Annotated in this window: 23 protein-coding genes; 4 read left to right on the top strand and 19 right to left on the bottom strand. The window is 67.6% G+C overall.

Annotated elements, in window-relative coordinates; translation table 11 throughout:
• Positions 1-23: 23 nt before the first annotated feature.
• Together J0J06_RS02250 and J0J06_RS02245 are read left to right on the top strand one after the other, a co-directional pair.
• The gene (locus J0J06_RS02250) at positions 24-128 is read left to right on the top strand and encodes a NepR family anti-sigma factor (RefSeq protein WP_294039730.1); all 105 of its coding nucleotides are present in this window, start codon (positions 24-26) and stop codon (positions 126-128) included.
• A 3-nt stretch (positions 129-131) separates the two neighbouring features.
• Positions 132-1,715, top strand: a complete 1,584-nt coding sequence (locus tag J0J06_RS02245; RefSeq protein ID WP_294039729.1) for a histidine kinase dimerization/phosphoacceptor domain -containing protein — start codon at positions 132-134, stop codon at positions 1,713-1,715.
• A 189-nt stretch (positions 1,716-1,904) separates the two neighbouring features.
• On the opposite strand, the gene tatC is transcribed toward J0J06_RS02245, so the two are convergent.
• The 8 genes from tatC to argS all read right to left on the bottom strand — a co-directional run bounded on the left by tatC (position 1,905) and on the right by argS (position 8,538).
• A complete protein-coding gene (gene tatC, locus J0J06_RS02240) occupies positions 1,905-2,687 on the bottom strand; it encodes a twin-arginine translocase subunit TatC (RefSeq protein ID WP_294039728.1) in 783 nt (260 codons plus the stop codon).
• A gap of 4 nt (positions 2,688-2,691) precedes the next feature.
• Positions 2,692-3,174: a Sec-independent protein translocase protein TatB gene (tatB, locus tag J0J06_RS02235; protein WP_294040806.1), complete on the bottom strand. Its 483-nt coding sequence runs from the start codon at positions 3,172-3,174 to the stop codon at positions 2,692-2,694.
• Between the two features lie 24 nt (positions 3,175-3,198).
• Positions 3,199-3,426: a twin-arginine translocase TatA/TatE family subunit gene (locus J0J06_RS02230; RefSeq protein WP_294040805.1), complete on the bottom strand. Its 228-nt coding sequence runs from the start codon at positions 3,424-3,426 to the stop codon at positions 3,199-3,201.
• 30 nt (positions 3,427-3,456) lie between these two features.
• Positions 3,457-4,059, bottom strand: coding sequence for an SMC-Scp complex subunit ScpB (gene scpB / locus J0J06_RS02225; RefSeq protein WP_294039727.1), 603 nt, complete (start codon positions 4,057-4,059; stop codon positions 3,457-3,459).
• On the bottom strand, positions 4,056-4,799 hold the full coding sequence (locus tag J0J06_RS02220; RefSeq protein WP_294039726.1) for a ScpA family protein: 744 nt from the start codon (positions 4,797-4,799) through the stop codon (positions 4,056-4,058). The genes scpB and J0J06_RS02220 overlap by 4 nt, the downstream gene beginning before the upstream one ends.
• 154 nt (positions 4,800-4,953) lie before the next feature.
• The gene (locus J0J06_RS02215) at positions 4,954-5,955 is read right to left on the bottom strand and encodes a glycoside hydrolase family 3 N-terminal domain-containing protein (RefSeq protein ID WP_294039725.1); all 1,002 of its coding nucleotides are present in this window, start codon (positions 5,953-5,955) and stop codon (positions 4,954-4,956) included.
• Positions 5,956-6,079: 124 nt separating this feature from the next.
• Positions 6,080-6,811, bottom strand: a complete 732-nt coding sequence (locus J0J06_RS02210) for an SPOR domain-containing protein (RefSeq protein WP_294039724.1) — start codon at positions 6,809-6,811, stop codon at positions 6,080-6,082.
• Positions 6,811-8,538 (bottom strand): arginine--tRNA ligase, encoded by a 1,728-nt coding sequence (gene argS / locus J0J06_RS02205; RefSeq protein ID WP_294039723.1) that lies wholly within the window; start codon positions 8,536-8,538, stop codon positions 6,811-6,813. The genes J0J06_RS02210 and argS overlap by 1 nt, the downstream gene beginning before the upstream one ends.
• A 97-nt stretch (positions 8,539-8,635) precedes the next feature.
• On the opposite strand from argS, the gene J0J06_RS02200 reads away from it, so the two are divergent.
• Positions 8,636-9,436, top strand: coding sequence for a hypothetical protein (locus tag J0J06_RS02200; protein WP_294039722.1), 801 nt, complete (start codon positions 8,636-8,638; stop codon positions 9,434-9,436).
• A gap of 1 nt (position 9,437) precedes the next feature.
• Here J0J06_RS02200 and J0J06_RS02195 read toward each other — a convergent pair whose 3' ends face one another.
• The gene (locus J0J06_RS02195; protein ID WP_294039721.1) at positions 9,438-10,583 is read right to left on the bottom strand and encodes a DUF1501 domain-containing protein; all 1,146 of its coding nucleotides are present in this window, start codon (positions 10,581-10,583) and stop codon (positions 9,438-9,440) included.
• A gap of 2 nt (positions 10,584-10,585) precedes the next feature.
• Complete coding sequence (locus J0J06_RS02190; RefSeq protein WP_294039720.1) at positions 10,586-12,145, bottom strand: DUF1800 domain-containing protein; 1,560 nt, start codon at positions 12,143-12,145, stop codon at positions 10,586-10,588.
• Between the two features lie 208 nt (positions 12,146-12,353).
• Here J0J06_RS02190 and J0J06_RS02185 point away from each other — a divergent pair, with 208 nt between their 5' ends.
• Positions 12,354-12,635 (top strand): hypothetical protein, encoded by a 282-nt coding sequence (locus tag J0J06_RS02185; RefSeq protein WP_294039719.1) that lies wholly within the window; start codon positions 12,354-12,356, stop codon positions 12,633-12,635.
• Positions 12,636-12,656: 21 nt separating this feature from the next.
• On the opposite strand, the gene J0J06_RS02180 is transcribed toward J0J06_RS02185, so the two are convergent.
• From J0J06_RS02180 to murC, 9 genes are all read right to left on the bottom strand, one after another.
• Positions 12,657-13,823: a deoxyguanosinetriphosphate triphosphohydrolase gene (locus tag J0J06_RS02180; protein WP_294039718.1), complete on the bottom strand. Its 1,167-nt coding sequence runs from the start codon at positions 13,821-13,823 to the stop codon at positions 12,657-12,659.
• Positions 13,824-14,063: 240 nt separating this feature from the next.
• On the bottom strand, positions 14,064-14,216 hold the full coding sequence (locus J0J06_RS02175; protein WP_294039717.1) for a hypothetical protein: 153 nt from the start codon (positions 14,214-14,216) through the stop codon (positions 14,064-14,066).
• 95 nt (positions 14,217-14,311) lie between these two features.
• A complete protein-coding gene (locus tag J0J06_RS02170) occupies positions 14,312-16,432 on the bottom strand; it encodes an SPOR domain-containing protein (RefSeq protein ID WP_294039716.1) in 2,121 nt (706 codons plus the stop codon).
• Positions 16,433-16,551: 119 nt separating this feature from the next.
• Positions 16,552-18,021: a cell division protein FtsZ gene (gene ftsZ / locus J0J06_RS02165; RefSeq protein WP_294040804.1), complete on the bottom strand. Its 1,470-nt coding sequence runs from the start codon at positions 18,019-18,021 to the stop codon at positions 16,552-16,554.
• Positions 18,022-18,133: 112 nt separating this feature from the next.
• A complete protein-coding gene (ftsA, locus tag J0J06_RS02160; protein ID WP_294039715.1) occupies positions 18,134-19,396 on the bottom strand; it encodes a cell division protein FtsA in 1,263 nt (420 codons plus the stop codon).
• A gap of 10 nt (positions 19,397-19,406) precedes the next feature.
• Positions 19,407-20,330, bottom strand: a complete 924-nt coding sequence (locus J0J06_RS02155; RefSeq protein ID WP_294039714.1) for a cell division protein FtsQ/DivIB — start codon at positions 20,328-20,330, stop codon at positions 19,407-19,409.
• On the bottom strand, positions 20,327-21,262 hold the full coding sequence (locus J0J06_RS02150) for a D-alanine--D-alanine ligase (RefSeq protein WP_294039713.1): 936 nt from the start codon (positions 21,260-21,262) through the stop codon (positions 20,327-20,329). Before J0J06_RS02150 ends, J0J06_RS02155 begins: the two co-directional genes overlap by 4 nt.
• Complete coding sequence (gene murB / locus J0J06_RS02145) at positions 21,259-22,140, bottom strand: UDP-N-acetylmuramate dehydrogenase (protein WP_294040803.1); 882 nt, start codon at positions 22,138-22,140, stop codon at positions 21,259-21,261. Before murB ends, J0J06_RS02150 begins: the two co-directional genes overlap by 4 nt.
• Positions 22,141-22,154: 14 nt before the next feature.
• Entirely contained in the window at positions 22,155-23,558 is a 1,404-nt protein-coding gene (gene murC, locus J0J06_RS02140; protein WP_294039712.1) for a UDP-N-acetylmuramate--L-alanine ligase, read from the bottom strand.
• Positions 23,559-23,565 lie beyond the last annotated feature (7 nt).

Genomic DNA, 23,565 nt, shown 5'->3' with positions numbered 1-23,565 from the left:
GCGATGGCGACAAGAGCAGGAAGATGAAGGACGAGGCGATGGGGACCGCGCTGCGCACGGTGTACCATGACGCGATCAGCGAGCCTGTGCCTGACGAGATGCTCGATCTTCTCCGTAAGCTCGGATAGCCGGTGGACCGCATCGCCGCCGGTGAGCGCTCGCGGACCAGAATCGGCGCTCGGCTCGGCCAGTTACAAACCGGCGCGAAGATTTTCCTGATCCTGCTGGCGGCATTGCTGCCGTTTGCACTGATCGCAATCCTCGCGACGCTCAGCACTACACGGCAGGCGAGTGTGGAGGCGCAGTCGCAACTCCGCGTCGCCGCGAAGGAAAGCTCGCGCAACCTGGCGATCGAACTGGCCGGCGATATGGCCGCGCTGACCACCGCGATGAACGCGCTCGCCGCCGACCATGCCGACGCGCCCAGCTGCGCGCGCGCTCGGGGCGTGTTCGCGCAACAGACCGCAGCCGGGGCCAGCTTTTCGATCATCGACCGCGCCGGGCGGACTCTATGTGGCGGCACTCCGCCCTTTCCCGCCCCTGACGCGACGGTAGGCGGCGGGCCCGCGGCGCGACTGGTGCCCGGAAAAGGCGTGGTGCTGGCGATCGTCGCCGCCGGTGGTGATTTGAGAGGCAGCGCTTTCTTCCCGACCGCCTTTCTCGCCGGCGTCGCCAAGCCGACAGCAACGGGCATCAACTATGCGGAATCGATCCGGAGCGCGGACGGCCAGGAACTTGCGCTCGGCGCGCCCAACCAGGGCGGACCGCTCGACAACCGCCAGGTGATCAACACCGCGCTCAGCGTCGGCGACCTGACGCTGTCGGTCAGCATGCGGCGCAACCTGATCACCTCGCCGATCGCGATCGCCATGCTGGTGCCGTTGCTGATGTGGCTGGCGGCGGCGAGCATCGCGTGGTTCGTGGTCGACCGGCTGCTGATCCGGCCGCTCAGGATGCTGCGCGCGCGTGTTGCCGCCTATCGCCCCGGCCAGGCGATCGAATCGGCCGATGTGCGCTTGCTTCCGGCCCAGGAAATTCGCGAACTTGGCGAGACGTTCGGGTCGCTCAGCCGCACGCTGATCCTGCACGAGGCGGGCCTTGCCGAAGGACTGGTGCGCCAGACCAAGCTGACTCGCGAGGTGCATCACCGTGTCAAGAACAACCTGCAAGTCATCTCCAGCCTCATCAATCTCCATTCGCGCGGCGCGCAGGCGGAGGAAGCGGCGCGCGCTTATGCGTCGATCCAGCGCCGCGTCGATGCGCTGGCGGTGGTGCATCGCCACCATTTCGCGGAGATGGAGGATAATCGCGGCCTCAGCCTGCGCGCGGTGATCGGGGAACTCGCGTCCAACATCCGCGCCACGAGCCCGGAGGGATCGAAGCTCGCGATCCTACTGGAGATCGAACCCTTCCTAGTCAGCCAGGACAACGCGATCGCGATCGCGTTCCTGCTGACCGAGATCATCGAACTCGCCATCGGCATTTCGCCGAGCGCTCAGCTTACGCTTTCGGTACGTGCGGCCGATACGCCGGGCACCGCGATCCTGCGCGTCAGCTCTCCGGCTCTGGCCGACGGCGACGCGCTCCAATCGGCGCTCGCTCGACGCTACGGGCGCGTGATGGAAGGGCTGTCGCGCCAGTTGCGCGCGCCGCTGCACCACGATCCGCTCACCGGGTGCTACGAAATAGCCGTCCCGGTCACAGGAAAAGACTGAAAAACAACGGGAAAATTTATTTCCGAAAAATCCCGAAAAATCGCTTTTGAATGGAACCGATCCGGGCAAAGCGCGTTCTAATATTCGGATAGCGACCTTATGCCCCCCGCTCTCGCTATCCACGACATAGGCCCGGCAGCGTCCACCCCTCCCCCCCGGTGACGCTGCCGGGTCTAAATTTTTTTGGGGTCAGGCGAGTTCTTCCGCTTCTTCTGCTGCCTGCGTCCGTGCCTGCCGGCGGTGCGTCAGCCAGATCGCGCCCAGCGTCAGGAAGTAGAGTCCCACCAGCGGCATCGCCAGCATCACCATCGATCCTGCATCGGGCGGCGCCAGCACCAGCGCGATCGCGAAGCACCCGACGATGGCGTAGCGCCACGCTCGCGCGAGCTGCTGAAGCGTGACGATGCCCGCGCGTTCGAGCAGCATCATCAGGATCGGCAGCAGGAACGATACTCCGAACCCGAACAGGAACTGCATCACGAACGTCAGGTAATTCCCGACGCGCGGCAACGCCTCCTGCTGCACGTCGCCGACCTTGACCTGATAGCCGAGCAGGAAATGCACCGCGGCGGGGATCGCGACGTAATAGGCCATCGCGCATCCCGCCGTGAACAGGATCGGCGTCGCGAACAGGAACGGCAACAGCGCACGCTTTTCCTTGCGGTACAGCCCCGGCGCGACGAACTGCCACAATTGGTTGGCGACCACCGGGAACGACAGGACCGTCGCGGCGAAGAACGCGACTTTGAGCTGGACGAAGAACGCTTCGAACAATTCGGTATAATAGACCTTCTTTTCGCCAGCCGCCGCCAGCGGCCTGATCAGGAATCCGAAGATCGGTTCCGCGAAATAGAGGCAGATGCAGAACAGCACCGCCAGCGTCACCATGCTGATCAGCAATCGCTTGCGCAGCTCGATCAGGTGATCGAGCAAAGGCGCGCGGCTGGCGTCGATGTCGTCCTCGTCGCTCATCGCGTCACGGTTTCGCGCGTTTGGCGGCGGGTTTTTTCGCCGCCGGCTTCTTTGTGGCCGCGGCGGGCCTCTTTACCGCCGGCTTCTTTGTGGCGGCGGCGCGCGGCTTGGCCGGCGGCTTGCGCTTCGGCGCGGGTGCAGGCTCGGGCGCGACCACGGGCATCTCGACCGTCATCGCCAGCGCATCCTCGCTTTCGGGCGCGGGATCGTCCGGCGGCACCGGGGCCATCAGCATCGCCTGGTCGGGAGTCGCCGGGAATTCGCGCATGATGCGGTCATTCTCCGCCTTCCACTTCTTTTCCATCTCGGCGAATTCGGCCTCGCGGATCATGTCGTCAAAGCCCGAGCGGAACTGGCGCGCCATGCCGCGCGCGCGGCCGATCCATTGCCCGGCGAAGCGCATCGCGCGCGGCAGATCCTTGGGCGGAATGACGACCAGCGCCACCGCGCCCAGCACCAGCAATTCGGCGGGGGCAATATCGAAGATCACGGCCGGACCTTTCGTCCGGAATTAACGCTCGGCGTCGCGGGCGCGCTCGGCGGCGGGGTCGATCACGGGGTCGGGGCGCTTGGCCTCGATCCGGTTCGGCGGCGTGTCGTCGTCCTCGGCCATGCCCTTCTTGAACTGCTTGATGCCCTTGGCGACGTCGCCCATCATGCTCGAAAAGCGGCCGCCGCCCAGCACCAGGACGAGCACGACGCCCAAAATCAGCCAATGCACCAGGCTGAAGCTACCCATCATTCAATCTCCTCAGGCGATGAACGCCACTTAATCCTCTTCGGCGGCATTTGCCACCTCATCCTCGGCATCTTCGCCGATCGCCATTTCCGCCATCGCCAGATCGATCGGATCGAGCAGCCCGGCGGCGCGCAAATCGTCGATCCCCGGCAGGTCGCGGCGGCTGGCGAGACCGAAATGCGTCAGGAATTCCGCGGTCGTCGCGAACTGCAACGGCCGGCCGGGCGTTTCCCTCCGCCCGGCGGGGCGCGCCCAGCCCGCTTCCATCAGCACATCGAGCGTGCCCTTGGAGATCTGGACCCCGCGGATCGCCTCGATCTCGGCGCGCGTCACCGGCTCGTGATAGGCGATGATCGCCAGCGTCTCGATCGCCGCGCGGCTCAATTTGCGCGCTTCCTCGCGGTCACGGCGCAGCAAGTGCGCAAGGTCGCCGGCGGTCTGGAAATGCCAGCGCTCGCCGCGACGGACGAGTTCGATCCCGCGCCCGGCATAGTGTTCCGCCAGCCCCTCCAGCGCGCCGCGCACGTCCGCCTCCTCGCCGACATGCGCACGGATCATTTCGACCGTCAGCGGCTCGTCGGCGGCGAACAGCACCGCCTCGACCGCGCGCGTCAGGTCGTCGGGCGCGATCATGCCCCGGCGCTTTCCGGCGCCTTGAGGTAGAGCGGCGCGAACGGCGATTGCTGGCGCAGTTCGGCCTTGCCCATCCGCGCCAGTTCGAGCGCGGCGACGAAGCTCGACGCCAGCGCCGACTTGCGGAACGCCCCGTCGAGCGAATCCGGCAGGAAACTCTCGATCGTGGCCCACTCCATCTGCACGCCCAGCAGCCGCGACACGCGCTCGAGTGCCGCGTCGAGCGTCATCACCGGACGATCATGGACGACGTGGAAGACCGGGCGATTGCGCGCGTTGATCTGGCCGTACGCTGCGATCAGGTCGTAGATTTCGGCCTGCCACTGCGCCTTGCGCACGGTGCGCAGCCCTTCGGGCTCGGCGCGGCGGAACACGTCGCGGCCCAGCCGGTCGCGCGCCAGCAACCGCGCGCCCGCATCGCGCATCGCGTTCAGGCGTTCGAGCCGCATCTGGAGCCGCAGCGCGAGTTCCTCGGGGCTGGGTTCGACCTCAGGGTCGCGGGGCAGCAACAACGCGGACTTCAAATACGCGAGCCACGCCGCCATCACGAGGTAATCGGCCGCGACTTCCAGCTTCAGCGCACGCGCCTGTTCGACATAGGCCAGATATTGCTCGACCAGCGCCAGGATCGAAATCTGCTTGAGATCGACCTTCTGCGACCGCGCCAGCGCGAGCAACAGGTCGAGCGGCCCTTCCCATCCGTCGATGTCGAGCGTCAGCGTGTCGGGGCCGGAGTCCATTGGCGGATGTAAGCGGAGTGCTACGCGATTGTCACCTGAGCGGCGCCAAAAAGCTGTTCGTCACCCCGGCCTTGTGCCGGGGTCCGCCGCGCCCCAAAGGACATAGCCTGCGGATGAGCGGATGCCGGATCAAGCCCGGCATGACGGTGGGAGGTCAAACCAACGCCAGCAGCTCATCCCTTTTGGCAATCAACTCGCCAAAATCCCCTTCCGGCGCCGCGATCGTCGCCATCGCCCGCTCCAGCCGCGCCAGCGAAGTGGCCGGCATATCGTCCAGCAGCCCGGCAATCTCCGCCATCTCCTCCATCCGCCCCCAGCAATCGAGCACCAGGTCGCATCCGGCCGCGATCGCCCCCGCGGCTTTCTCCCCCGCCGTGCCCGACAACGCCTTCATGTCGATGTCGTCGGTCATCAGCAGCCCGTCGAAGCCGATCTTGCCGCGGATCACCTGATCGACGACGATCGGCGACAGCGTCGCGGGGCGCTCCTTGTCCCACACTTCAAACACGATGTGACTTGTCATCCCCATCGGCGCATCGGCGAGGCTGCGGAACGGCTCGATGTCGATGTCGAGTTCGGCCTCGGATGCCGTGACCGTCGGCAGTAGATGGTGGCTGTCCACCTTCGCGCGGCCATGCCCGGGCATATGCTTGACCACGCCGACCACGCCGCCCGCGCGCAGCCCCTCCAGGATCGCGCGGCCCATCGCGGCGACGCGCATCGGCTCGCTGCCCAGCGCACGGATCGAAATCGCCTCGGTCGTGTGGGGCTGGTTGACGTCGAGCAGGGGCCAGCAATCGACGTTGATCCCGACCTCCGCCAGCATCAGCGCGGTGGCCTGGGCGTGCGCGCGCGCCGCTTCGATCGCGGAGACCGGTGCTACCTCGTACAGCGCATCGAACGCCGGACCGGCGGGGAAATCGGGCCATTCGGGCGGCCCCATCCGCTGCACCCGCCCGCCTTCCTGGTCGATCAGGATCGGTACGTCGGCACGGCCCGACAGGTCACGCAGCGAATCGGTCAGCGCGCGGAGTTGCGCGCGGTCGGCGATGTTGCGCCTGAACAGGATGTAGCCGCACGGATCGGCATCCCGGTAGAACGCGCGTTCGTCGGCGGTGAGCGCAAGGCCGGACAGGCCGTAGATGACGGGCTTCATACGCCCGTCTCTAGGTAAGCGCGGCGGAACAAAAAACCCCGTTCGTGCCGAGCGTGTCGCAGCACGTGCGTTTTGGCACGCCCTTCGACACCCTCAAGGCAAACGGATGCAAGTCGCCCGGTCGTCAGCTCGTGACGATGCACGCCTCGCCCGCGACCTTCAGCTTGCCGCACAGTTCCTGCGCCGCCCCCGCGCTGCCCGCGTTGACCTTTAAACGGTAGAAGACTCGGCCATTGACCTCCGCCTTCTCGATCGACTTGCCGAGCCCCGCGAGATAGCCGAACCGCTTCGACGCTTGCGCCCAGGCGGTGTTCGCGCTCGCCTCGCTCGGGAAAGAACCGAGCTGGACCAGCGCCCCGCCCCCCCCGCCGTTCGGGATCGTCACTGGACGGCCCGGTGGCGGCGCGGTCAGCTTGCCGCCGGGGCCGGCGACGCTGGCGGTCGCGGTCGACGCGCCCGCCCCGCTTTTGGTATCGGGCCCGGCCTTCTTGCCAACGATCGGTGCTTCGGGAAGGCTGTTGACCGCGATCGATCCGTTGCCGCCGGCCGCCCCGCCGCTGGCTGCGACGGCTGCGTCGCCCTCGCCCGCCACCTTCATCCCGCCGGGATCGTCGGGCTTGACCTTGTAATCGCCCGCCGGGGCCGCGATCAGCGTGCCGTCGCCCGGCGCCGTCGAGCGATGCTTGAACCAGTAGATCCCGCCGAGCACCGCGCCGAGCGCGACCAGCCCGACCAGCACCAGCCCAACGACACGGCCGAGCGACGGCGCGCCGTCATTCTCGTCTCCCGCGGTCTCGAGCCACGGCAGCCGGTCATTGTCGGTGACCGACGGCTCGCTCCACTGTTCCCCCGGCATCACTTCATCTCCTCGACCGCCTCCACCCCCATAATGGCGAGGCCGTTTCGGATAATCTGCCCGATCGCGTCGCCCAGGAAAAGCCGCGCGCAGGTCAGGCCGGGATTGTCGGTCAGCAGGAAGCGGCGGTCCGCTCGGTCGTTGCCGACATTATACTGAGAATGAAATTCCGCCGCCAAGTCGTAGAGATAAAAAGCGATCCGATGCGGCTCCCGTGCCGCCGCCGCGGTTTCAACCACGCGCGGAAACTGCGCCGCCAGCTTCACCAGCGCCAGGTCTTCCGTATCAAGGCGGGACAGATCGATGTCGGCGCAGACGATACCGGCCTCCGCCGCTCGCCGTTTGAGCGACGCGACTCGGGCATGGGCGTACTGGACGTAGAACACCGGATTGTCCTTCGACGCCTCGACCACCTTGGCGAAGTCGAAGTCCATCTGGGCATCGGCCTTGCGCGTCAGCATCGTGAAACGCACCACGTCCTTGCCGACTTCGCGCACCACATCAGCAAGCGTCACGAAGTTTCCGGAACGCTTGGACATTTTGACCGGCTCGCCGCCGCGCAGCAGCCGCACCATCTGGACCAGCTTGACGTCGAACCGCGTCTTGCCGCCGGTCAGCGCTTGCACCGCGGCGACGATCCGCTTGACCGTCCCGGCATGGTCCGCGCCCCAGATGTCGATCAGCGCGTCGGCGCCTTGCGCCTTCTGCCAGTGATAGGCGAGGTCGGCGCCGAAATAGGTCCAGCTGCCGTCCGACTTCTTGATCGGACGGTCCTGATCGTCGCCGAATTGCGAGGACCTGAACAGCGGCAGTTCGACCGGCTCCCAATCCTCGGGCGTCTCGCCCTTGGGTGCTTCGAGCACGCCGTCATAGATCAGGCCCCGCGCGCGCAATTCCTTTTCCGCGGCCTCGGGCTTCTTCGCCGCCTGCAACTCCGCCTCGGACGAGAACAGGTCGTGATGGATGCCGAGCAGCGCCAGGTCGGCCTTGATCAGCGCCATCATCGCCGCGACCGCCGCCTTGCGGAACAGCACCAGCCATTCGCTTTCGGGGGCGGCCACGTACTTGTCGCCGAATTCCTGCGCCAGCGCCTGCCCCACCGGGATCAGGTAGTCGCCGGGGTACAGCCCTTCCGGGATCTCGCCGATGTCCTCGCCCAGCGCCTCGCGATACCGCAGGTGCGCCGACCGCGCGAGCGTATCGACCTGCCCGCCCGCATCGTTGACGTAATATTCGCGAACGACCTTGTAGCCGCCCCATTCGAGCAGCGACGCCAGGGCGTCACCCACCACCGCGCCGCGGCAATGCCCCATGTGCATCGGGCCGGTCGGGTTGGCCGACACATATTCGACATTGACCGTCTGGCCCTTGCCCGTCGTCGAGCGGCCATAGTCGGCCCCGCCGTCGTTGATCGCGGCGAGTTCGTTGCGCCACGTGTCGTCGGTCAGCGTCAGGTTGATGAACCCCGGCCCCGCGACCGCAACCGACGCGACTTCGTCGAGCTTGCCCAGCTCCGCGGCGATCTTCTCCGCCAGCGCGCGCGGATTGGTCCCGGCGGGCTTGGCGAGCACCATCGCCGCGTTGGTCGCGAGGTCGCCATGCGTCGCATCGCGCGGCGGCTCCACCGTCACGCCCCCACGTGCCAGCCCGCCCGGCAAATCGCCGTTCGCGGTCAAGGCATCGAGCGCCGCGTCGATATGCGCGGCAAAGCGGGTGTAGAGCGTCATGTCGGGTCCAGCGATGGAAGGAAGGCGCGCCATTAGACCAACCGCGCGCGACACTCAAATCTGACTGTTCGCGAAAGCGATTGCCAAACGCGGCGGTGTGGCCGATTCCATTTCCATGGCTGAGCCACGATCTTTTCCGGACGTGATCGTCGATACCGCCTATCACAAGCTGATGGCAGCACGGGCACGAGCAAACCCGGACACGCGCGCCGAAAAGCCGCGAGATGCGATCATTGCCGGCCTTTCCCTCGTTACCGAGGCATTGAACTACTCCTTTTCGGCCAGCCAACTTCGGTTGGAGCGAAAGCGCGGCGATCTGACCTTTCGGCTCAACATTCAGTCGGACCGGAACAACGTTGCCGGGCAACGTGCCGCCATATTGGTCCATCCGGCGATCTACTCGCGCGCCGTGTCGGCTTGGTCCAAGCGCCATCCCAGCGAGTGGATACGCCCTAAAACGCCGCTTCCTCTCCCGTTCGTCGGCAGCCAGATCGGCTATATGGGCGAGCCGAAGGGATGGATGACCTGGGATTTCGCCGATCCGGCGTCACGGCGCGAGACCGCCGAGGATCTTGCCCAAACCATTCGCTCTCGCGTTGAACCTTTCTTCGCTGCGTTCGATGGTCCCGTCGAGGGGATCGCCGCGCTTCCCTTACAGCCCGGCGGCGTCTTGCCTGAAATGCGAGCAGCCGGCATCCTGACCTACCTTCTGGCGCATGGCCATAAGTCGCTGGCGCTGCAAACGCTGACAAGTTACTTCGATGCCCGGCCGAAAGATCGCGCCGAGTTCGAGGCCAAATTGCACGAGTTTGCGGGCAACGGCCTGCCCGAATTCAGGTCGCTCGGCGTATCTGACCTCGCAGCGTTCGCGGTCGCTACCGGTTATCCTTGGTCTTAATCTAGACCAACCCGCTCACCACCGCTCCGCCATTCGTTTCCGGGAAAAGCGTCTTCATCACTCGGCCCGGCTCGACGCCGTAATGCCCCGCCACCGCGCCCGCGACGAACTGGTCGAGGCCGAGCGTGGGCTTGAGGTCGCGGCCTTCGTAGAGTGCCGCCTGCCCCAGCCCCGGCCAGTCGGCCATCACGCGGCCACCCTTCACCCCGCCGCCGATCAGCATCGCGGCGGAGCCGGTGCCGTGGTCGCTGCCGCCGGTGCCGTTGACCGCGACGGTGCGGCCGAATTCGGTCGCCACCAGCACCATCGTGTCGCTCCACGCCGGGCCCATCCCGGTCTTGAGCGCGGCGATCATCGCGTCGAGCCCCTTCAACTGCGCCGCCAGCCGCCCGCGCTGCCCGGCATGCGTGTCCCAGCCGCCGGTCTCGATCATCGCGATCCGCGCGCCGTTGGCGGGGGCGAGCAGCTTAGCGGCGAGCGCGCCGGTCGCGGCGGCATTGGCCGCGTTGGCGGCGGTCAGGTCGCCGGTCAGCATCCGCGTGTTCATCGCCTCGTTCCAGAGCCCGTGGAGCTGGCCGTCGCCCTGATACAGCGACGCGACGCGCATCATCAGATCGTCGGACGCCTGGGGCAGCGACGAGGGCGCGTAGCTCGACACTTCATGCGGCCCGCGCAGCGCGAGCGGCACCGTCGCCGACACCGCGATCGCCTTCGATTCCCCCGACGGGATCAGGCCGAGCATGCGATTGAGCCAGCCGTCCTTGACTTGGTACGCGCCGGTCCCGCCGCTTTCGAGCACGTTCTGCCCGTCGAAATGCGAGCGGTCGCGATACGGCGAGGCGATGGCGTGCGCGAACAAGGCTTCCTTCGCGTCATACATCCCCGCCAGCGATGTCATCGCCGGGTGCAGCGCGAACATGCTGTCCAGCTTCTTCGCGGACCCGAAATCCTCGGCCAGCTGCCCGCGCGCACCGGCAAAGGCGGGGTCGCCCACCGCGCCGATCGTGCCCAGCCCGTCCGCCGCGCCGCGCTGGATGATGAAGACGAAGCGGCGGTCGGTCTCCGCCTTGGCGAACGCCATGCGCGGCGCGAGCGCGAGACCGGCAAAGGCGCCGGAGCGGATCAGGAAGGAACGGCGATCGTACATGATTACCTCCGCAGCATTTCGGGCGACACGAGCAGCAGCGCGAGCGCCTGACCCGGGCTTTCGGCGCGCGCCAGCGCCTGTTCGGTGGCGGGCGTCAGCGCGCCGGGAAAGAGCGTAGGGGCGAGCGCCCGCGCGTCGATCGCCGCGCCGGATCTCGTGGCGAACCGCTCCGACGCCTCGACGCGGCGCAGCAGGGCATCGGGTCCAGCCCAGCTCGCGGCGATGTCGTCATAGCCCGCGGGCGACCCCGGCTTCCAGGTCGGCTGGCCGAGCTGGTTGAGCAAGCCGACCGCTGCGAGCGGCAGCATCTGCTTCATCCCCAGCGCGCGGCCGGTCGACACCGTCCATTCCCAGGGCGACTTGAACTTGACGGGTCCCGCCACCCAGCATTCCGGGCTGTCGATCAGCACGCGGTAGAGCGCGGGCAAGTCGCCCCCGGTCTTGAGGAAGTTGGCCTTGAGCCGCGCCACCAACGCAGGTGGCGGCGTATCGCCGGCGAAATGCCGCGCCAGCTTGGTCGCGATGTGCTGCGCCGTCGCCGGGCTGGTCGCCAGCGTGTCGAGCACCGCCTGTGCCTGTTTTTCACCGTCCTGCGCATATCTCACGCCGATGATCGTCCGCTCACCCGGCTCGTGCAGCCGCGGCGCGAAGGCGAATTCGCCCGGTGATCCGTCGTCGATCCCGGCCAGCCGCGCGCCCGGTCCGCGCCCGATCCCCTTGACCGTCCAGCCAGTCAGCGCGCGCGCGAACTCCGTCACGTCTGCCTGGGTATAGCCCGACCGCACGCCGAGCGTGTGCAACTCCATGATCTCGCGCGCGAGGTTCTCGTTGAGTCCCGGCCCCTTGCCGTTCGCGCGCGGGCGGCGAGACGCGAGTTGCCCCGCCATGCTGTCGGGTCCGATCGACACCGCCTGGTCGAGATAGAGCAGCATCGCGGGGTGCCGCTCGACCGCGTTCAGCATGTCGCGGAACGTGCCCATCATGTTCGGCCGGATCGCCTCGAACTCGAGCAGCCCCGAAAGACCGATCACTTCCAGCTTGTCCGCCGACACCGCGAAGTGATTGGCCCAGAAATGCGCGAGCCGGTCGGCGAACGGCGTCGGGCTGGTCAACGCCGCCGTCAGGCGGGCGCCGACCGCCGTCGCGTAATCGTCGCGCACCTGCCCCCCCACGAAGCGCCGCGCCGCCATCAGCGGGTCGCCCGCGGCGGGGTCGGGCTTTGCGCCGGGCATCGGCACCATCGGCATCGCGGGGCCGCCGGGCTGCATCTGGGGCGCGGGCGCAGCCGGCTGCGAAGCCTGTGGCCCGCCCGGCATTGGCGTCGTCGCGTTCGCCAATTGGCGGCGGCCCAGCCCTTGCTGCCGCAACTGACGCTGCTGATCGTAGAAATCGGCGAGCTCGCCCGCGACCTTTTCGCGCGTCGGCACGCTGGCGAACGCAGGCGGCTTGGGTTCGAAACTGTCGAGCTGGCCCTTCAGCCAGCGCTTCGGGTCACTCGGAATGCTCTCGTCGGGGCGGGCGCCAAGCCCGAAGCGATTGAGCGCGATACTGGCATCGGCCATTGCCACGTCTCCATGCGATGCGACGGGTATAACGCCCCTTTGTCGCACAAATGTCCCAGCCTAACGGCGGCGCGATGCTTTCCCTTCGCGCAATCGCGATCGGCGATGTTTGCACTCGCGTGCCATGTTGCAACGCAATATAAATGCTGCATCGCACAATGATTTGGCGGGGATGCCGATCGGCTTTCGACTGACGAAAGGAACGATCATGAGAAAGACAGTCCTGTTTCCGCTACTCATCGCCCTCGCCACCCCGGCGTTCGCCGCCGATGAACCGGTCGAGCGCAGCTTCACCCGAAATGGCCAGACCTACACCTACACCACACGCAAGGAAGGCGACCTCACCATCCTGGAAGGACGCAACGTCACCGCCGGCGAGCCGTTCAGGCTGACCGTCCGCAACGGCTGGGTCGAGGGTAAATATGACGGCAAGCCCGTCTCGTTCGTGTCGCCCGACAAGTCGAACGGCACGGTACTCGTCGCTCGATAGCGCGCCTGTCGCCCGAGGGGCCTAAAACCCCTCGGGCAAGTCGATGGGTCCGACCACCTCACGATAGCGCGCGATGGCGTAGCGGTCGGTCATGCCGGCGATGAAATCGGCGATATGGCGGCTGAGCCAGGGTTCTTCCTGGGGCAACCGTTCGGGCCACTCCCCCGTCATCAGCGACGCATCCGCGCGATAGGCGGCGAACAGCCCCGCGACCACCACGCGCGCCTGGTCCGCCGCCGCGAGTTGCAGCGGGTGGTGATAGAGATTGGCGTACATGAACCGCTTCAACCCGCGCTCGTCCTCGCGCATCGCGTCGGAAAAGCCGATCAGCGGACGGCCCGCGTCGCGCGCGGCGTCGGGCGACGCGATCCCGGCCTCGGCAATGGCGGCGCGGCTGGTCGCGATCAGATCGTTGACCATCCCGCCGATCTGCCCACGGATCAGTTCGCCGGTCAGCTTCTCGGGCGGGACGTCGGGGAAGCGGGCGCGGCACTGGTCCCAGCGCGCCGCGATCATCGGCACGCCGAGCAACTGGTCGAGGCTCAGCAGCCCCGCGCGCAACCCGTCGTCGATGTCGTGATTGTCGTAGGCAATGTCGTCGGCGATCGCCGCGACTTGCGCCTCCAGCCCGGCAAACGTCTCCAGTTCCAGCGGAAACATGTCGTCCGCGGTCGCCAGCGCCCATTGGGGCGCGCTCACAGGGCCGTTATGCTTGGCCAGCCCCTCCAGCGTCTCCCACGTCAGGTTCAACCCCGGAAAGTGCGGATAGGGGCTGTCGATCGCGGTCAGAGCGCGCAGCGTGTTGCCGTTATGATCGAATCCGCCCTGTCCCGCCAACGCCGCCTTCAGCGCCTCCTCACCGGCATGGCCGAACGGCGGGTGGCCGATGTCGTGCGCCAGGCACAGCGCCTCGGTCAGGTCCTCGTTCAGGCCGAGCGCGCGGGCGATGGTCCGCCCGATCTGCGCGACTTCCAGGCTGTGGGTCAGCCGGACGCGGAAATGATCGCCGTCCGGCGCCAGGAACACTTGAGTCTTGTGGCGCAGCCGCCGGAAGCTGATTGAATGGATGATGCGATCCCGGTCGCGCTGGAACGCGTCGCGCGGCCCCCGCGCCGTCGTCTCGTCCTCCGGAAAGAGCCGCCCGCGCGTCAGCCAGGGGTCGGAAGCATAGGGCGCGAGATCGGGCATGCGGCGCGATGTAGCGGGGCGAAGCCGAGAAATCTAACCGTCGATTGCGTCCGAACCGATCGTCATGCCGGACTTGATCCGGCATCCCACTTCTTCCTTCCTCGGACAAAGCGAGACCCCGGATCAAGTCGGAACCTATATATCAGTGTGACCCAAGCGGGTCGCGATAGTCTCTAACATCTTTGATCCGCGCTCTGAGGTGGTGATCAAACACGGGCCGTCATTGTCATAAACGAAGTTCTAGCCGGCCACTTCCACGCTGGCAGATGCCAAGCGTTCCGCCACTGTTAGGCTGCCGAACAGTTCGCGGATTGCTGAAAGTACCGCCTCCCGATCATCGAATGCGAACTCCAAGGACACGAAGGTCGGATCGCGGAGCAACGTTACTGCCATGTCGGGCACGATAGCACGCCAGCCGCCACGAAAAAGCCTGGCTGGTTAGGCGGGGCTTCTCATTAAGCGCTAATCAAGTCCGGGGTGACGAGAACCTATTTAGCCCCCAGCCGCTCGACCTTCTGCCCCTTGGTGCTCGTAAAGACGAAACCCGACAGCCCGGCCTTGGCCATGCGGTTGACGAACGCCTGCGCCTCGTCGTCCGACTTGAACGGACCCGTCAGCACGCGGTTGGTGGCGCGCAACGGCGTGGTCCAGCCCTGCCGCCCGCGGAACAGATCGGGCGCCTTGCTTTGCAGCGCCGCCCACGCCTTCTTGAGGTCGCCCTCGTTCGCGCCGCCCGCAACCTGGACCCAAACGCGTGCGGGTTCGCCCTTGGTCTCCGCATCGGCCTTGGCCTTGGCGGTCGCCGCCTTGCAGCGCGCATCGTTGGCCTTTTCGCGCGCCGTCATCGGCTTCTTGGTCTTGATCGGCGCGGCCGCCCTGCCCTTAACCGGCTTGGGCGGGATCGGGCAGCCATTCTTGTCGAGCGCGAGGACGGGTTCGTCGTCCGCGTCCTTCGCCTTGATCGGACGGCCCTTCGCATCGACCGGCGGGGCCTTGCTCTTCGCCGATTCGACCTTGGCGTCGGCGAGCTCCTCCTTCGACGGCCGGCCGCGCGTGCGGGAGGGCGCGGGCTTGGGTTCCTCGACGGGCTTGGCCTTCGGCTCAGCGGGTGGCGGTGGCGGCGCAACGACCGCCGCGGGGCGCACCCTGCGCGATGGCACGGGCGTCGGCTTGTCGAGATTGGCGACGATGCGGGCGAGCACGGTGTCCTCGCTTACGCGCGCGGTGCCGGTCGGCTGCGGCACGCCGGCCTCGGCCGCGCTCGGCTGATCAGCGGTGCCGGGAACTGGCTCTGCGGGCGGCGCGGGCGTCGGGTTCGCCGCGACCATGACCGGCGCGGTCGGCGTCGGGTTGTCCGGCGCGGCATCGGTCGTAGGCGTGGGGACCGCCGCGACTTCGGTGGGCGCTGGCGCTGGAGCCGGAGTCGGAGACGGCGCGGGTACCGGCGTGGGAGCCGGACTTGGCGGCGGGGGCGCGACCACCGCAACCGGCGGCGGTGCCGGTGTTGGCGCTGGCGGCGGCGCTGGCGTCGGAGCCGGCGGCGTCGGCCTGGGCTGGACGGCGGCGACGCGCACCGGCGGCGGCACCGGCGCGGGCGTCGGCTTGGACGCGGCGATCACCGTGGGCGCTGGCGTCGGAGCGGGAGTCGGCGCGCGCGGCGCGACATAGACCGGCGGCGCGAGCGCGACCTCGACCGGCGCGGGAAGCGGCTGCCGCCCCGCGGGAACGACGGCCTCGCCCTTCCCGCGCTTCTTGCGCTTGCGACCGTCATCGGCGGCCGCGACGACGACCCGCGGCGGCTCGGCCGCGACCTTGGGCGCATAGGGATCGGGGCCGAGCTTCGGCAGCGGCGGCGTCAGTTTCGCGTCGGCGACCCGTTCCGGCGTCGCTCGCATCTCGCCGAACGTCACGGCAAAGGCGCGGTCGGCGGCGGACAGTTGCGGCAAGCGCCGGAAGAACGGGGTCAGCCCCGCGCCCAGCCCCGGCGACATCATCGTCTCGGCGATCTTTTCCGCGCCCGCCGTATCGCCGTTCATCGCCAGGACGAACGCGCGGTCGCGCCACGCCGGCCGGTCGCCCTTGCGCAGCAGCGGCTCGAGCAGCTTGAGCGCTTCGTCCTTCTTGCCCGAAATCCCCAGCGACAGCGCGTAGCGCCGCGTCACCTCGTCATCCGGCCCGTCGCGCAGCGCCAGCCGGTAATCGCGCTGCGCCCGCTCCTGTTCGCCGATCAGGTCATAGGCCAGGCCGCGATCGGCGGCGAACTTGGCCGGGTCCAGCCCGCGCCGCTCGGCCTCCTGGAACCGCACGAGCGCCATACCGGGCCGTTCGGCGCGCACCATCAGACTGCCCCACCCCGCCTTGATCCTGGGGTTGAGCGGATCGAGTTTCTCCGCGCGGCCGAAAAATCCCGCCGACGCCGTGCTGTCGCCCATCCTGAGCGTCAGTTCGCCCGCGGTGATCAGCGCCTCGATGTCGAGCGGGTTGGCCGCGAGCAGCCGCATGTCGGCGGCGAGCGCGTCGGCGTCGCGATTCTCGCTCGCGGTCTGCGCCTGCGCGCCGCCCGCCACCGCGAAACCGAGCGCGGCAAAGGTCAGGGTCCGGCGCAACATCATCTGGGGTGTAGCCTAGAGCGGGTACAGGCTGAACGGGAAATGGGTGTCTGGCCCACAAACGGCGAAACGGGGCGCGACGGCGACGAGCCGTCACACCCCGTATCATCGTGAGACAGTTACTGGTTGTTCTGGCGATGCAGGAAACGCGGAATGTCGAGCGAATCCTTCTGGGCTTCCGGTTCGGATTCGCCGAACGCGCCGCGCGCGACATTCTGCATCCGCTCGAACAGGGTGCCCCCCATCTTGACCTTGGGCGCCGCGCTTTCGTCGGTGCCCGTGGCGATCGTCGCGCCGCGATCGTTCGCGAAATCGTCGTCGCCGAACGTCAGCCGTGTCGGCGGCGCAGGCTCGACCTCCGAACCGCTGTCGAGCACCAGTTCGTCGTTGTTGGCAGCCAGCGCCTCGGTGGCGGGCACAATGTCCTCCACGACCGGTGCGGTCAGTTCGAGCGGCGCGTCCTCGGCCGCGGCTTCGGCTTCCGGCTCCACGGCGGCAGCCGCGACTTCCGGCTCTGGCGTCGGCGTCACGGGCGTTTCGATCGCCGGGACCGGCGCAACCGAATCGCGGCGGCCGAACGAGAAAGCGCGCGTCGACGGCTCCGCGGCCGCGACGGTGCTCGCATCCGCCTCGATCCCGGTCGCGACGACCGAGACGCGGATCTTGCCTTCCAGCTCGGGGTTGAACGCCGAACCCCAGATGATGTTGGCGTCCTCGTCGACCAGCTCGCGGATATGGTTCGCGGCTTCGTCGACCTCGAGCAGCCGCATGTCCTCACCGCCGGTGATCGACACGATGACGCCCTTCGCGCCCTTCATGCTGACACCGTCGAGCAGCGGGTTGGCGATCGCCTTCGACGCGGCTTCGATGGCGCGGTTGTCGCCCTCGGCCTCGCCGGTGCCCATCATCGCCTTGCCCATCTCCTGCATCACCGACCGGACGTCGGCGAAGTCGAGGTTGATCAGGCCGGGCATAACCATCAGGTCGGTGATCCCGCGCACGCCCTGTTGCAGCACCTCGTCGGCCATTTCGAAGGCCTGCTTGAACGTGGTGTTGGCGTTGGCGACCAGGAACAGATTCTGGTTGGGGATGACGATCAGGGTATCGACATACTTCTGCAGTTCCTCGATCCCCGCGTCCGCCGCCTTGGCGCGACGGTTGCCCTCGAACGCGAAGGGCTTGGTCACGACGCCGACGGTCAGGATGCCCGCGTCGCGCGCCGCCTTGGCGATGACGGGGGCCGCGCCAGTGCCGGTGCCGCCGCCCATCCCGGCCGCGATGAAGCACATGTGCGATCCTTCGAGCGTCTTGGCGACCGCGTCGATCGTCTCTTCGGCGGCGGCGCGGCCGATCTCCGGCCGGCTGCCCGCGCCCAACCCTTGCGTGATCTTCGCGCCGAGCTGGATCTTCTGCCCCGCCTGGCTCTGCTTCAGCGCCTGGGCGTCGGTATTGGCCACCAGAAAGTCGACGCCCTGCACGTCGTTCCTCATCATGTTCGCGATCGCGTTGCCGCCCGCGCCACCCACGCCGATCACGGCGATTCGCGGGGTCAGCTCGTCCACCTCGGGGGGAAGAAATTCGACCATGATACCTGTCTCCGTCCTGTCCCCGAAAATGGGCGGGAACACCCTATGCCTACTACTTCTTGCACCATCGCCCCAGTTGTATCCACTACAAATAGGGATTTGGTGACTTATTCTGTTAATAATTCGCCCGAGCCGTGCGGATCAGGCGACGAACCATCGAAAAGGGCGACGGCTTGTGAATCAGTTGGCGCTCGTCACTGGCCAGCGCACGAAGATCGATCGGGTTCGTCGCGGCGTGATGGACCAGCCCAGCCGCGGTCGCAAATGCCGGTCCCGAATGCGCATCGGGCAGCCCGGCCAGACCGCGCGGCCGCCCAACGCGGACCGATCGGCCGAGCGACGACTGCGCGTAATCGGCGATTCCCTTCAACTCCGCGCCGCCCCCGGTCAACACGACCTGACGGCCGACATTGCCGTCGAACTTCATCGCGGTCAGCGCCTTGCCGATCTCCCCCATCAGCAGTTCGAGCCGCTGGCGGATCACCGCGATCAGCTGAGCCTTGGTGATGCGCGGTCCCTCGGCCGCGCCATCGTCCGACAGCGGCGTGATCTCGATCACCTCGTGATTGTCGCGCGGCGTCGCATTGGCGCAGCCGTGGAAGCACTTGATCCGCTCGGCCTGGGTCCGCGATGCCCCGAACGTCGAGGCAATGTCGTCGGTGATGTCCGCCGCGCCCATCTGGATCGTGGTCAGCCCGACCAGCATCCCGCCCGCGAACAACGACACGTTGGTGATTCCCGCGCCCATCTCGACCAGCGCGGTGCCCAGTTCGCGCTCCTCCGCGCTCAGGCACGCCAGCCCGGTCGCGACCGGCGCGGCGATGATCGACTTCACCTCTAGGTGCGACTTGGCGACGCACAGCCCGACGTTGCGCACCGGCGATCCGTCGGCGGCGACGACATGGATGTGGACGCCCAGCCGGTCGGCATGCAGCCCCAGCGGGTTCTTGACCCCGGTAATCCCGTCGAGCGTGTAGAGCGCGGGCTGCGCGTGCAGCACCATCCGCCCCGCCGGGTCGATCGATTCGCGTCCCGCGCGCAGCAGCGCGTCGATGTCCGACTGCTCGATCCGGTGCCCGCCCAGCTCGAACTCGATCGACGCGACGTCGCTGACCAGCCCGCCCGCCGAAAAGCCCACCCAGACATTTTCGATATTGGTCTGCGCGATCCGCTCCGCCTGTTCGACGGCCTCGCGCACCGCGACCTCGGTCGCGCCCATGTCGGCGATGCAGCCGCGCTTGACCCCGCGGCTCTCGCGCTGCCCGGTGCCGAGCACGATCAGCTCGCCGCCGTCGCCCTTCTGCGCGATCATCGCCGACACCTTCGACGATCCGATGTCGAGCGCGGTGATCAGTCCTTCGGGTCCAGCCTTCGCCATATATTCCCCCTTACACCTCGTCGCGCGTCGGCGCGCGGTCGGATTTCGTCGTCGTCGGTTTCGCGGTCGCGCTCGGCTTCGGCGCGGGCGTCGTCGTGACGCGGCTCGCCGGCCGCAAGACCATGCGGTTCGGATAATCGCGCATGTCGAACTTGATGTAGGCGCCGCTGCCCAGCAATTTGGTCGTGCCGTCTTTTTCCGCGAACAGCTTGAGCGCCTTGGCCGCTTCGTCCTCGCCCTCGGGCAATGACAAGGTCTCGCCGGTGTCGAACAGCAGGTCCCAGCGCCGGTTGCCGACCCAGGTCGCGGCGCGCACGCGGGGCTTCAACGCCGGGGCGGCGACCATCAGCGTCTGGAACGCCGGCTCCTGCCGGTCCGCGCCGGGACCGATCACCAGCGGCAAATCGGGCATCGCATCGGCGGAAACCGGCTCCAGATAGATGCCGTCGCGGTCGATCAGGCTCAACTGTCCCTGATTCTGCCACACCGCCGCTGGCGTGCGCTCGACGATGCGGATCAGGAGCGTATCGGGCAACCGTCGCGAGACATGCGCGTCCTGCACCCAGCCATATTGCAGCAACCGGTCGCGCACGCCGTTGAGATCGACCAGCGGCATCGCGCGCGATTTCTGGTCGAGCGCGACGGCATAGACGGTGGTCACGTCCATCCGCTTCACGCCACGCACCTCGATCTGCTCGACGCGCAGCCCCGCCTTGCCGACCTGTTCGGCGAGCGCGGTGCCGATCGCAGCATTTGCCCCCGTCACCGCCCCCGCGACATACACACCACCGAATACGACCAGCACGATCGTCCAGGTCGCGATCCGGCGCAGCGCGACATGGCTGAGCGGGATGTGCGCGAGGATACGGTCGAGGATCGACGCCTTCTTCTTGCGGTTGGTCGGACGGCCGCGCGTGACCGGGCGCTTGCTCATGACTCCTCCCCCGCCAGCGCCTCGTCGACGATCATCTGGACGAGTTCGGGATAGGAAATGCCGAGATGCCGGGCCTGTTCGGGCACCAGGCTCAGCGGAGTCATGCCAGGCTGCGTGTTGACCTCCAGCAGGAACAGCCCGTCCTCGCCGCGTTCGTCGTCCCAGCGGAAATCGGACCGCGACGCGCCCCGGCATCCGAGCAGCCGGTGCGCCTCGAGCGCGATGCGCTTGCACGCTTCCGCGATGTGATCGGGGATTTGCGCCGGGAAGATGTGCTCGGTCATCCCGTCGGTGTATTTGGCGTCGTAATCGTACCAGCCCGACTTGGGCTTGAGTTCGGTCACGCCCAGCGCCTTGCCGCCCAGGATCGCGGTCGTCAGTTCGCGGCCGCGCACATAGGGCTCGGCGAGCAGCTCCTCGAACTCCTGCCACGGCCCCGCGACGTCGCGGCCGATCGGCTGGCCGTAATTGCCCTCGTCGGTGACGATCGCGACGCCGACCGACGATCCTTCGTTGACGGGTTTCAGCACATAGGGCCGCTTGAGCGGATCGCCTTCGAACACGTCCGCCGACTTGACGATCCGCCCGCCGGGCATCGGGATGCCGTGCGGGACGAGCGCCTGCTTGGTCAGCACCTTGTCGATCGCGATCACCGAGGTGACCATACCCGAATGGGTGTATTTCAGGCCCATCAGGTCGAGCATGCCCTGCACGCTCCCATCCTCGCCCGGCGTGCCGTGGAGCGCGTTGAACACGACATCGGGCTTGGCGGCGGCGAGCTTGGCGGCAACGTCGCGGTCCATGTCGATCGCGGTGACGCGGTGCCCAAGCGACTCCAGCGCTTCGACGATGCCCTTGCCCGACATCAGCGACACGTCGCGCTCGGCCGACCAGCCGCCCATCAGGACGGCGACATGGAGCGGCGCGCTCACTTCGCCACCCCAACGCGCTGAATTTCCCACTCGAGCGTCACGCCGCTGTCCGCCTTCACCCTCTCGCGCACGTCCTCCCCCAGACCCTCGATGTCCGCGCTCGTCGCGTCGCCAAGGTTGAGGAGGAAGTTGCAATGCTTCTCCGACACTTGCGCGTCGCCCCGGCGCAGGCCGCGACACCCCGCGTGATCGACCAGCTGCCAGGCCTTGTAGCCCTCCGGGTTCTTGAACGTGGACCCGCCCGTCTTCGACCGCAGCGGCTGCGATTCCTCGCGCGCGGCGGCGATGCGGTCCATTTCGGCCTGCACCACGGCCGGCTCCTCCGGGTGCCCACGAAACGTCGCCGAAACGACGATCCCGCCCTCCGGCAACGCGCTGTGACGATAGGTGTAGCCGAGATCGCCGAGCGCCAGCGTCTTGCGGTCACCTGACCGCAGCACGACCTCGGCCTCGACCAGCACGTCCTTGACCTCGCGGCCATAGGCGCCGCCGTTCATCCGCACGAACCCGCCCACGGTTCCGGGGATCGAGCGCATGAACTCAAGCCCGCCGATCCCCGCGTCGCGCGCAGTCGATGTGACGAGGATACCCGGCGCGCCGCCGGCGCATTTGAGCGCCGTGTCGTCGAGCCGTTCGACCTTGGCGAACGCCTTGCCCAGCCGCACCACGACGCCCGGCACGCCACCGTCGCGCACGATCATGTTGGAGCCGAGGCCGAGCCCCATCACCGGCACCGCCGGATCGAGCGCGTAGAGGAACGCTTCCAGGTCGGCGACATCCGCCGGCTCGAACAGCCATTCCGCCGCCCCGCCGCTCTTGAACCACACGAGCGGCGCGAGCGGCGCGCCGTGCGTCAAGCGGCCACGCACCGGCGGCATGGCGTAACAGACACTCACCGCGCCGCCTCGATTCCGGCCGCCAGGCCCGCCGCCCACTTGGTAATATCGCCCGCACCGAGACACACGATCATGTCGCCCGGCTGCACCACGCCCGCGAGTTCGCTCGCCAGCTCCTCCGCCGAGCCGATCGTCGCCGCCGAGCGATGCCCACGCCGCTTCAGCCCATCGACCAAGGCCTGCGCATCGACACCCTCGATCGGCTGCTCGCCCGCGGCATAGACCGGCGTCACATAGACCATGTCGGCGTCGTTGAACGCCTGCTGGAAGTCCTCCATCAAATTGCCGAGCCGGGTGTAGCGGTGCGGCTGCACCACCGCGATGACGCGGTTCGACACGCCCTCGCGCGCGGCGGCCAGCACTGCACGAATCTCGACCGGATGGTGGCCGTAATCGTCGATGACGACCGCGCCGCCGACCTCGCCGACCTTGGTGAAGCGCCGCTTCACGCCGCTGAACTGCTTGAACCCTTGCTGGATCGTCGCGTCGCTGACGCCCAGTTCCAGCGCGACGCCGATCGCCGACAGCGCGTTCTGGACGTTGTGGCGGCCCGGCATCGGCAATTCGATATGCTCGATCGAGCGCGTCGTGCCGTCGCGCTGGCGGATGATCGCCTCGAACCGGTTGCCGCCGGGGATCGGGGTCACGTTGACGCCGCGAATGTCCGCTTGGGTCGAGAAGCCATATGTGACGATGCGCCGGTCGCGCACGCGGGGCAGCACGGCCTGCACCTCGGGATGGTCGAGGCAGAGCAATGCCGCGCCGTAGAAGGGCACGTTCTCGATGAACTGGACGAACGCGTCCTTGATCGCGTCGAAGCTGCCGTAATGGTCGAGATGTTCGGGATCGATGTTGGTGACGACCGCGATCGTGCCGTCCAATCGCAGGAAGCTGCCGTCGCTCTCGTCGGCCTCGACCACCATCCATTCGCTGTCGCCGAGCCGCGCGTTCGATCCGTAGCTGTTGATGATCCCGCCGTTGATCACGGTCGGGTCGATCCCGCCCGCGTCGAGCAGCGCCGCGACCATGCTGGTCGTCGTGGTCTTGCCGTGCGTCCCCGCGACCGCAACGGTCGACTTGAGCCGCATCAGCTCGGCGAGCATTTCCGCGCGGCGCACCACCGGGATGCGGCGTTCGAGCGCGGCCTCGACCTCCGGATTGGCGCGCTTGATCGCGGTCGAGGTCACGACCACCGCGGCGTCGCCGAGATTGTCGGCGGCGTGACCGATCTTCACGTCGATGCCGAGGTCGCGCAGCCCCTGCACGACATAGCCTTCGGCGACGTCCGACCCCTGCACCTTGTAGCCGAGATTGTGCATCACCTCGGCGATGCCGGACATGCCGATCCCGCCGATACCGACGAAATGGATCGCGCCGATGTCGGTCTTGAGGCCGGTCATGCAATCA

Origin of the sequence: Sphingomonas sp. (assembly GCF_017304615.1) — a bacterium.
Taxonomy (GTDB): Bacteria; Pseudomonadota; Alphaproteobacteria; order Sphingomonadales; family Sphingomonadaceae; genus Sphingomonas.
The sequence above is the reverse complement of the archived record's forward strand: the minus strand, read 5'-3'. Positions and strand labels throughout refer to the sequence as shown.

Coding starts and splice junctions, on each gene's coding strand:
- J0J06_RS02250 (WP_294039730.1), top strand. CDS start 24: ATGAAGGACGAGGCGATGGGGACCGCGCTGCGCACGGTGTACCATGAC.
- tatC (WP_294039728.1), bottom strand. CDS start 2,687: ATGAGCGACGAGGACGACATCGACGCCAGCCGCGCGCCTTTGCTCGAT.
- J0J06_RS02230 (WP_294040805.1), bottom strand. CDS start 3,426: ATGGGTAGCTTCAGCCTGGTGCATTGGCTGATTTTGGGCGTCGTGCTC.
- scpB (WP_294039727.1), bottom strand. CDS start 4,059: ATGATCGCGCCCGACGACCTGACGCGCGCGGTCGAGGCGGTGCTGTTC.
- J0J06_RS02220 (WP_294039726.1), bottom strand. CDS start 4,799: ATGGACTCCGGCCCCGACACGCTGACGCTCGACATCGACGGATGGGAA.
- J0J06_RS02215 (WP_294039725.1), bottom strand. CDS start 5,955: ATGAAGCCCGTCATCTACGGCCTGTCCGGCCTTGCGCTCACCGCCGAC.
- J0J06_RS02210 (WP_294039724.1), bottom strand. CDS start 6,811: ATGCCGGGGGAACAGTGGAGCGAGCCGTCGGTCACCGACAATGACCGG.
- argS (WP_294039723.1), bottom strand. CDS start 8,538: ATGACGCTCTACACCCGCTTTGCCGCGCATATCGACGCGGCGCTCGAT.
- J0J06_RS02195 (WP_294039721.1), bottom strand. CDS start 10,583: ATGTACGATCGCCGTTCCTTCCTGATCCGCTCCGGCGCCTTTGCCGGT.
- J0J06_RS02190 (WP_294039720.1), bottom strand. CDS start 12,145: ATGGCCGATGCCAGTATCGCGCTCAATCGCTTCGGGCTTGGCGCCCGC.
- J0J06_RS02185 (WP_294039719.1), top strand. CDS start 12,354: ATGAGAAAGACAGTCCTGTTTCCGCTACTCATCGCCCTCGCCACCCCG.
- J0J06_RS02180 (WP_294039718.1), bottom strand. CDS start 13,823: ATGCCCGATCTCGCGCCCTATGCTTCCGACCCCTGGCTGACGCGCGGG.
- J0J06_RS02175 (WP_294039717.1), bottom strand. CDS start 14,216: ATGGCAGTAACGTTGCTCCGCGATCCGACCTTCGTGTCCTTGGAGTTC.
- J0J06_RS02170 (WP_294039716.1), bottom strand. CDS start 16,432: ATGTTGCGCCGGACCCTGACCTTTGCCGCGCTCGGTTTCGCGGTGGCG.
- ftsA (WP_294039715.1), bottom strand. CDS start 19,396: ATGGCGAAGGCTGGACCCGAAGGACTGATCACCGCGCTCGACATCGGA.
- J0J06_RS02155 (WP_294039714.1), bottom strand. CDS start 20,330: ATGAGCAAGCGCCCGGTCACGCGCGGCCGTCCGACCAACCGCAAGAAG.
- murB (WP_294040803.1), bottom strand. CDS start 22,140: ATGCCGCCGGTGCGTGGCCGCTTGACGCACGGCGCGCCGCTCGCGCCG.
- murC (WP_294039712.1), bottom strand. CDS start 23,558: ATGACCGGCCTCAAGACCGACATCGGCGCGATCCATTTCGTCGGTATC.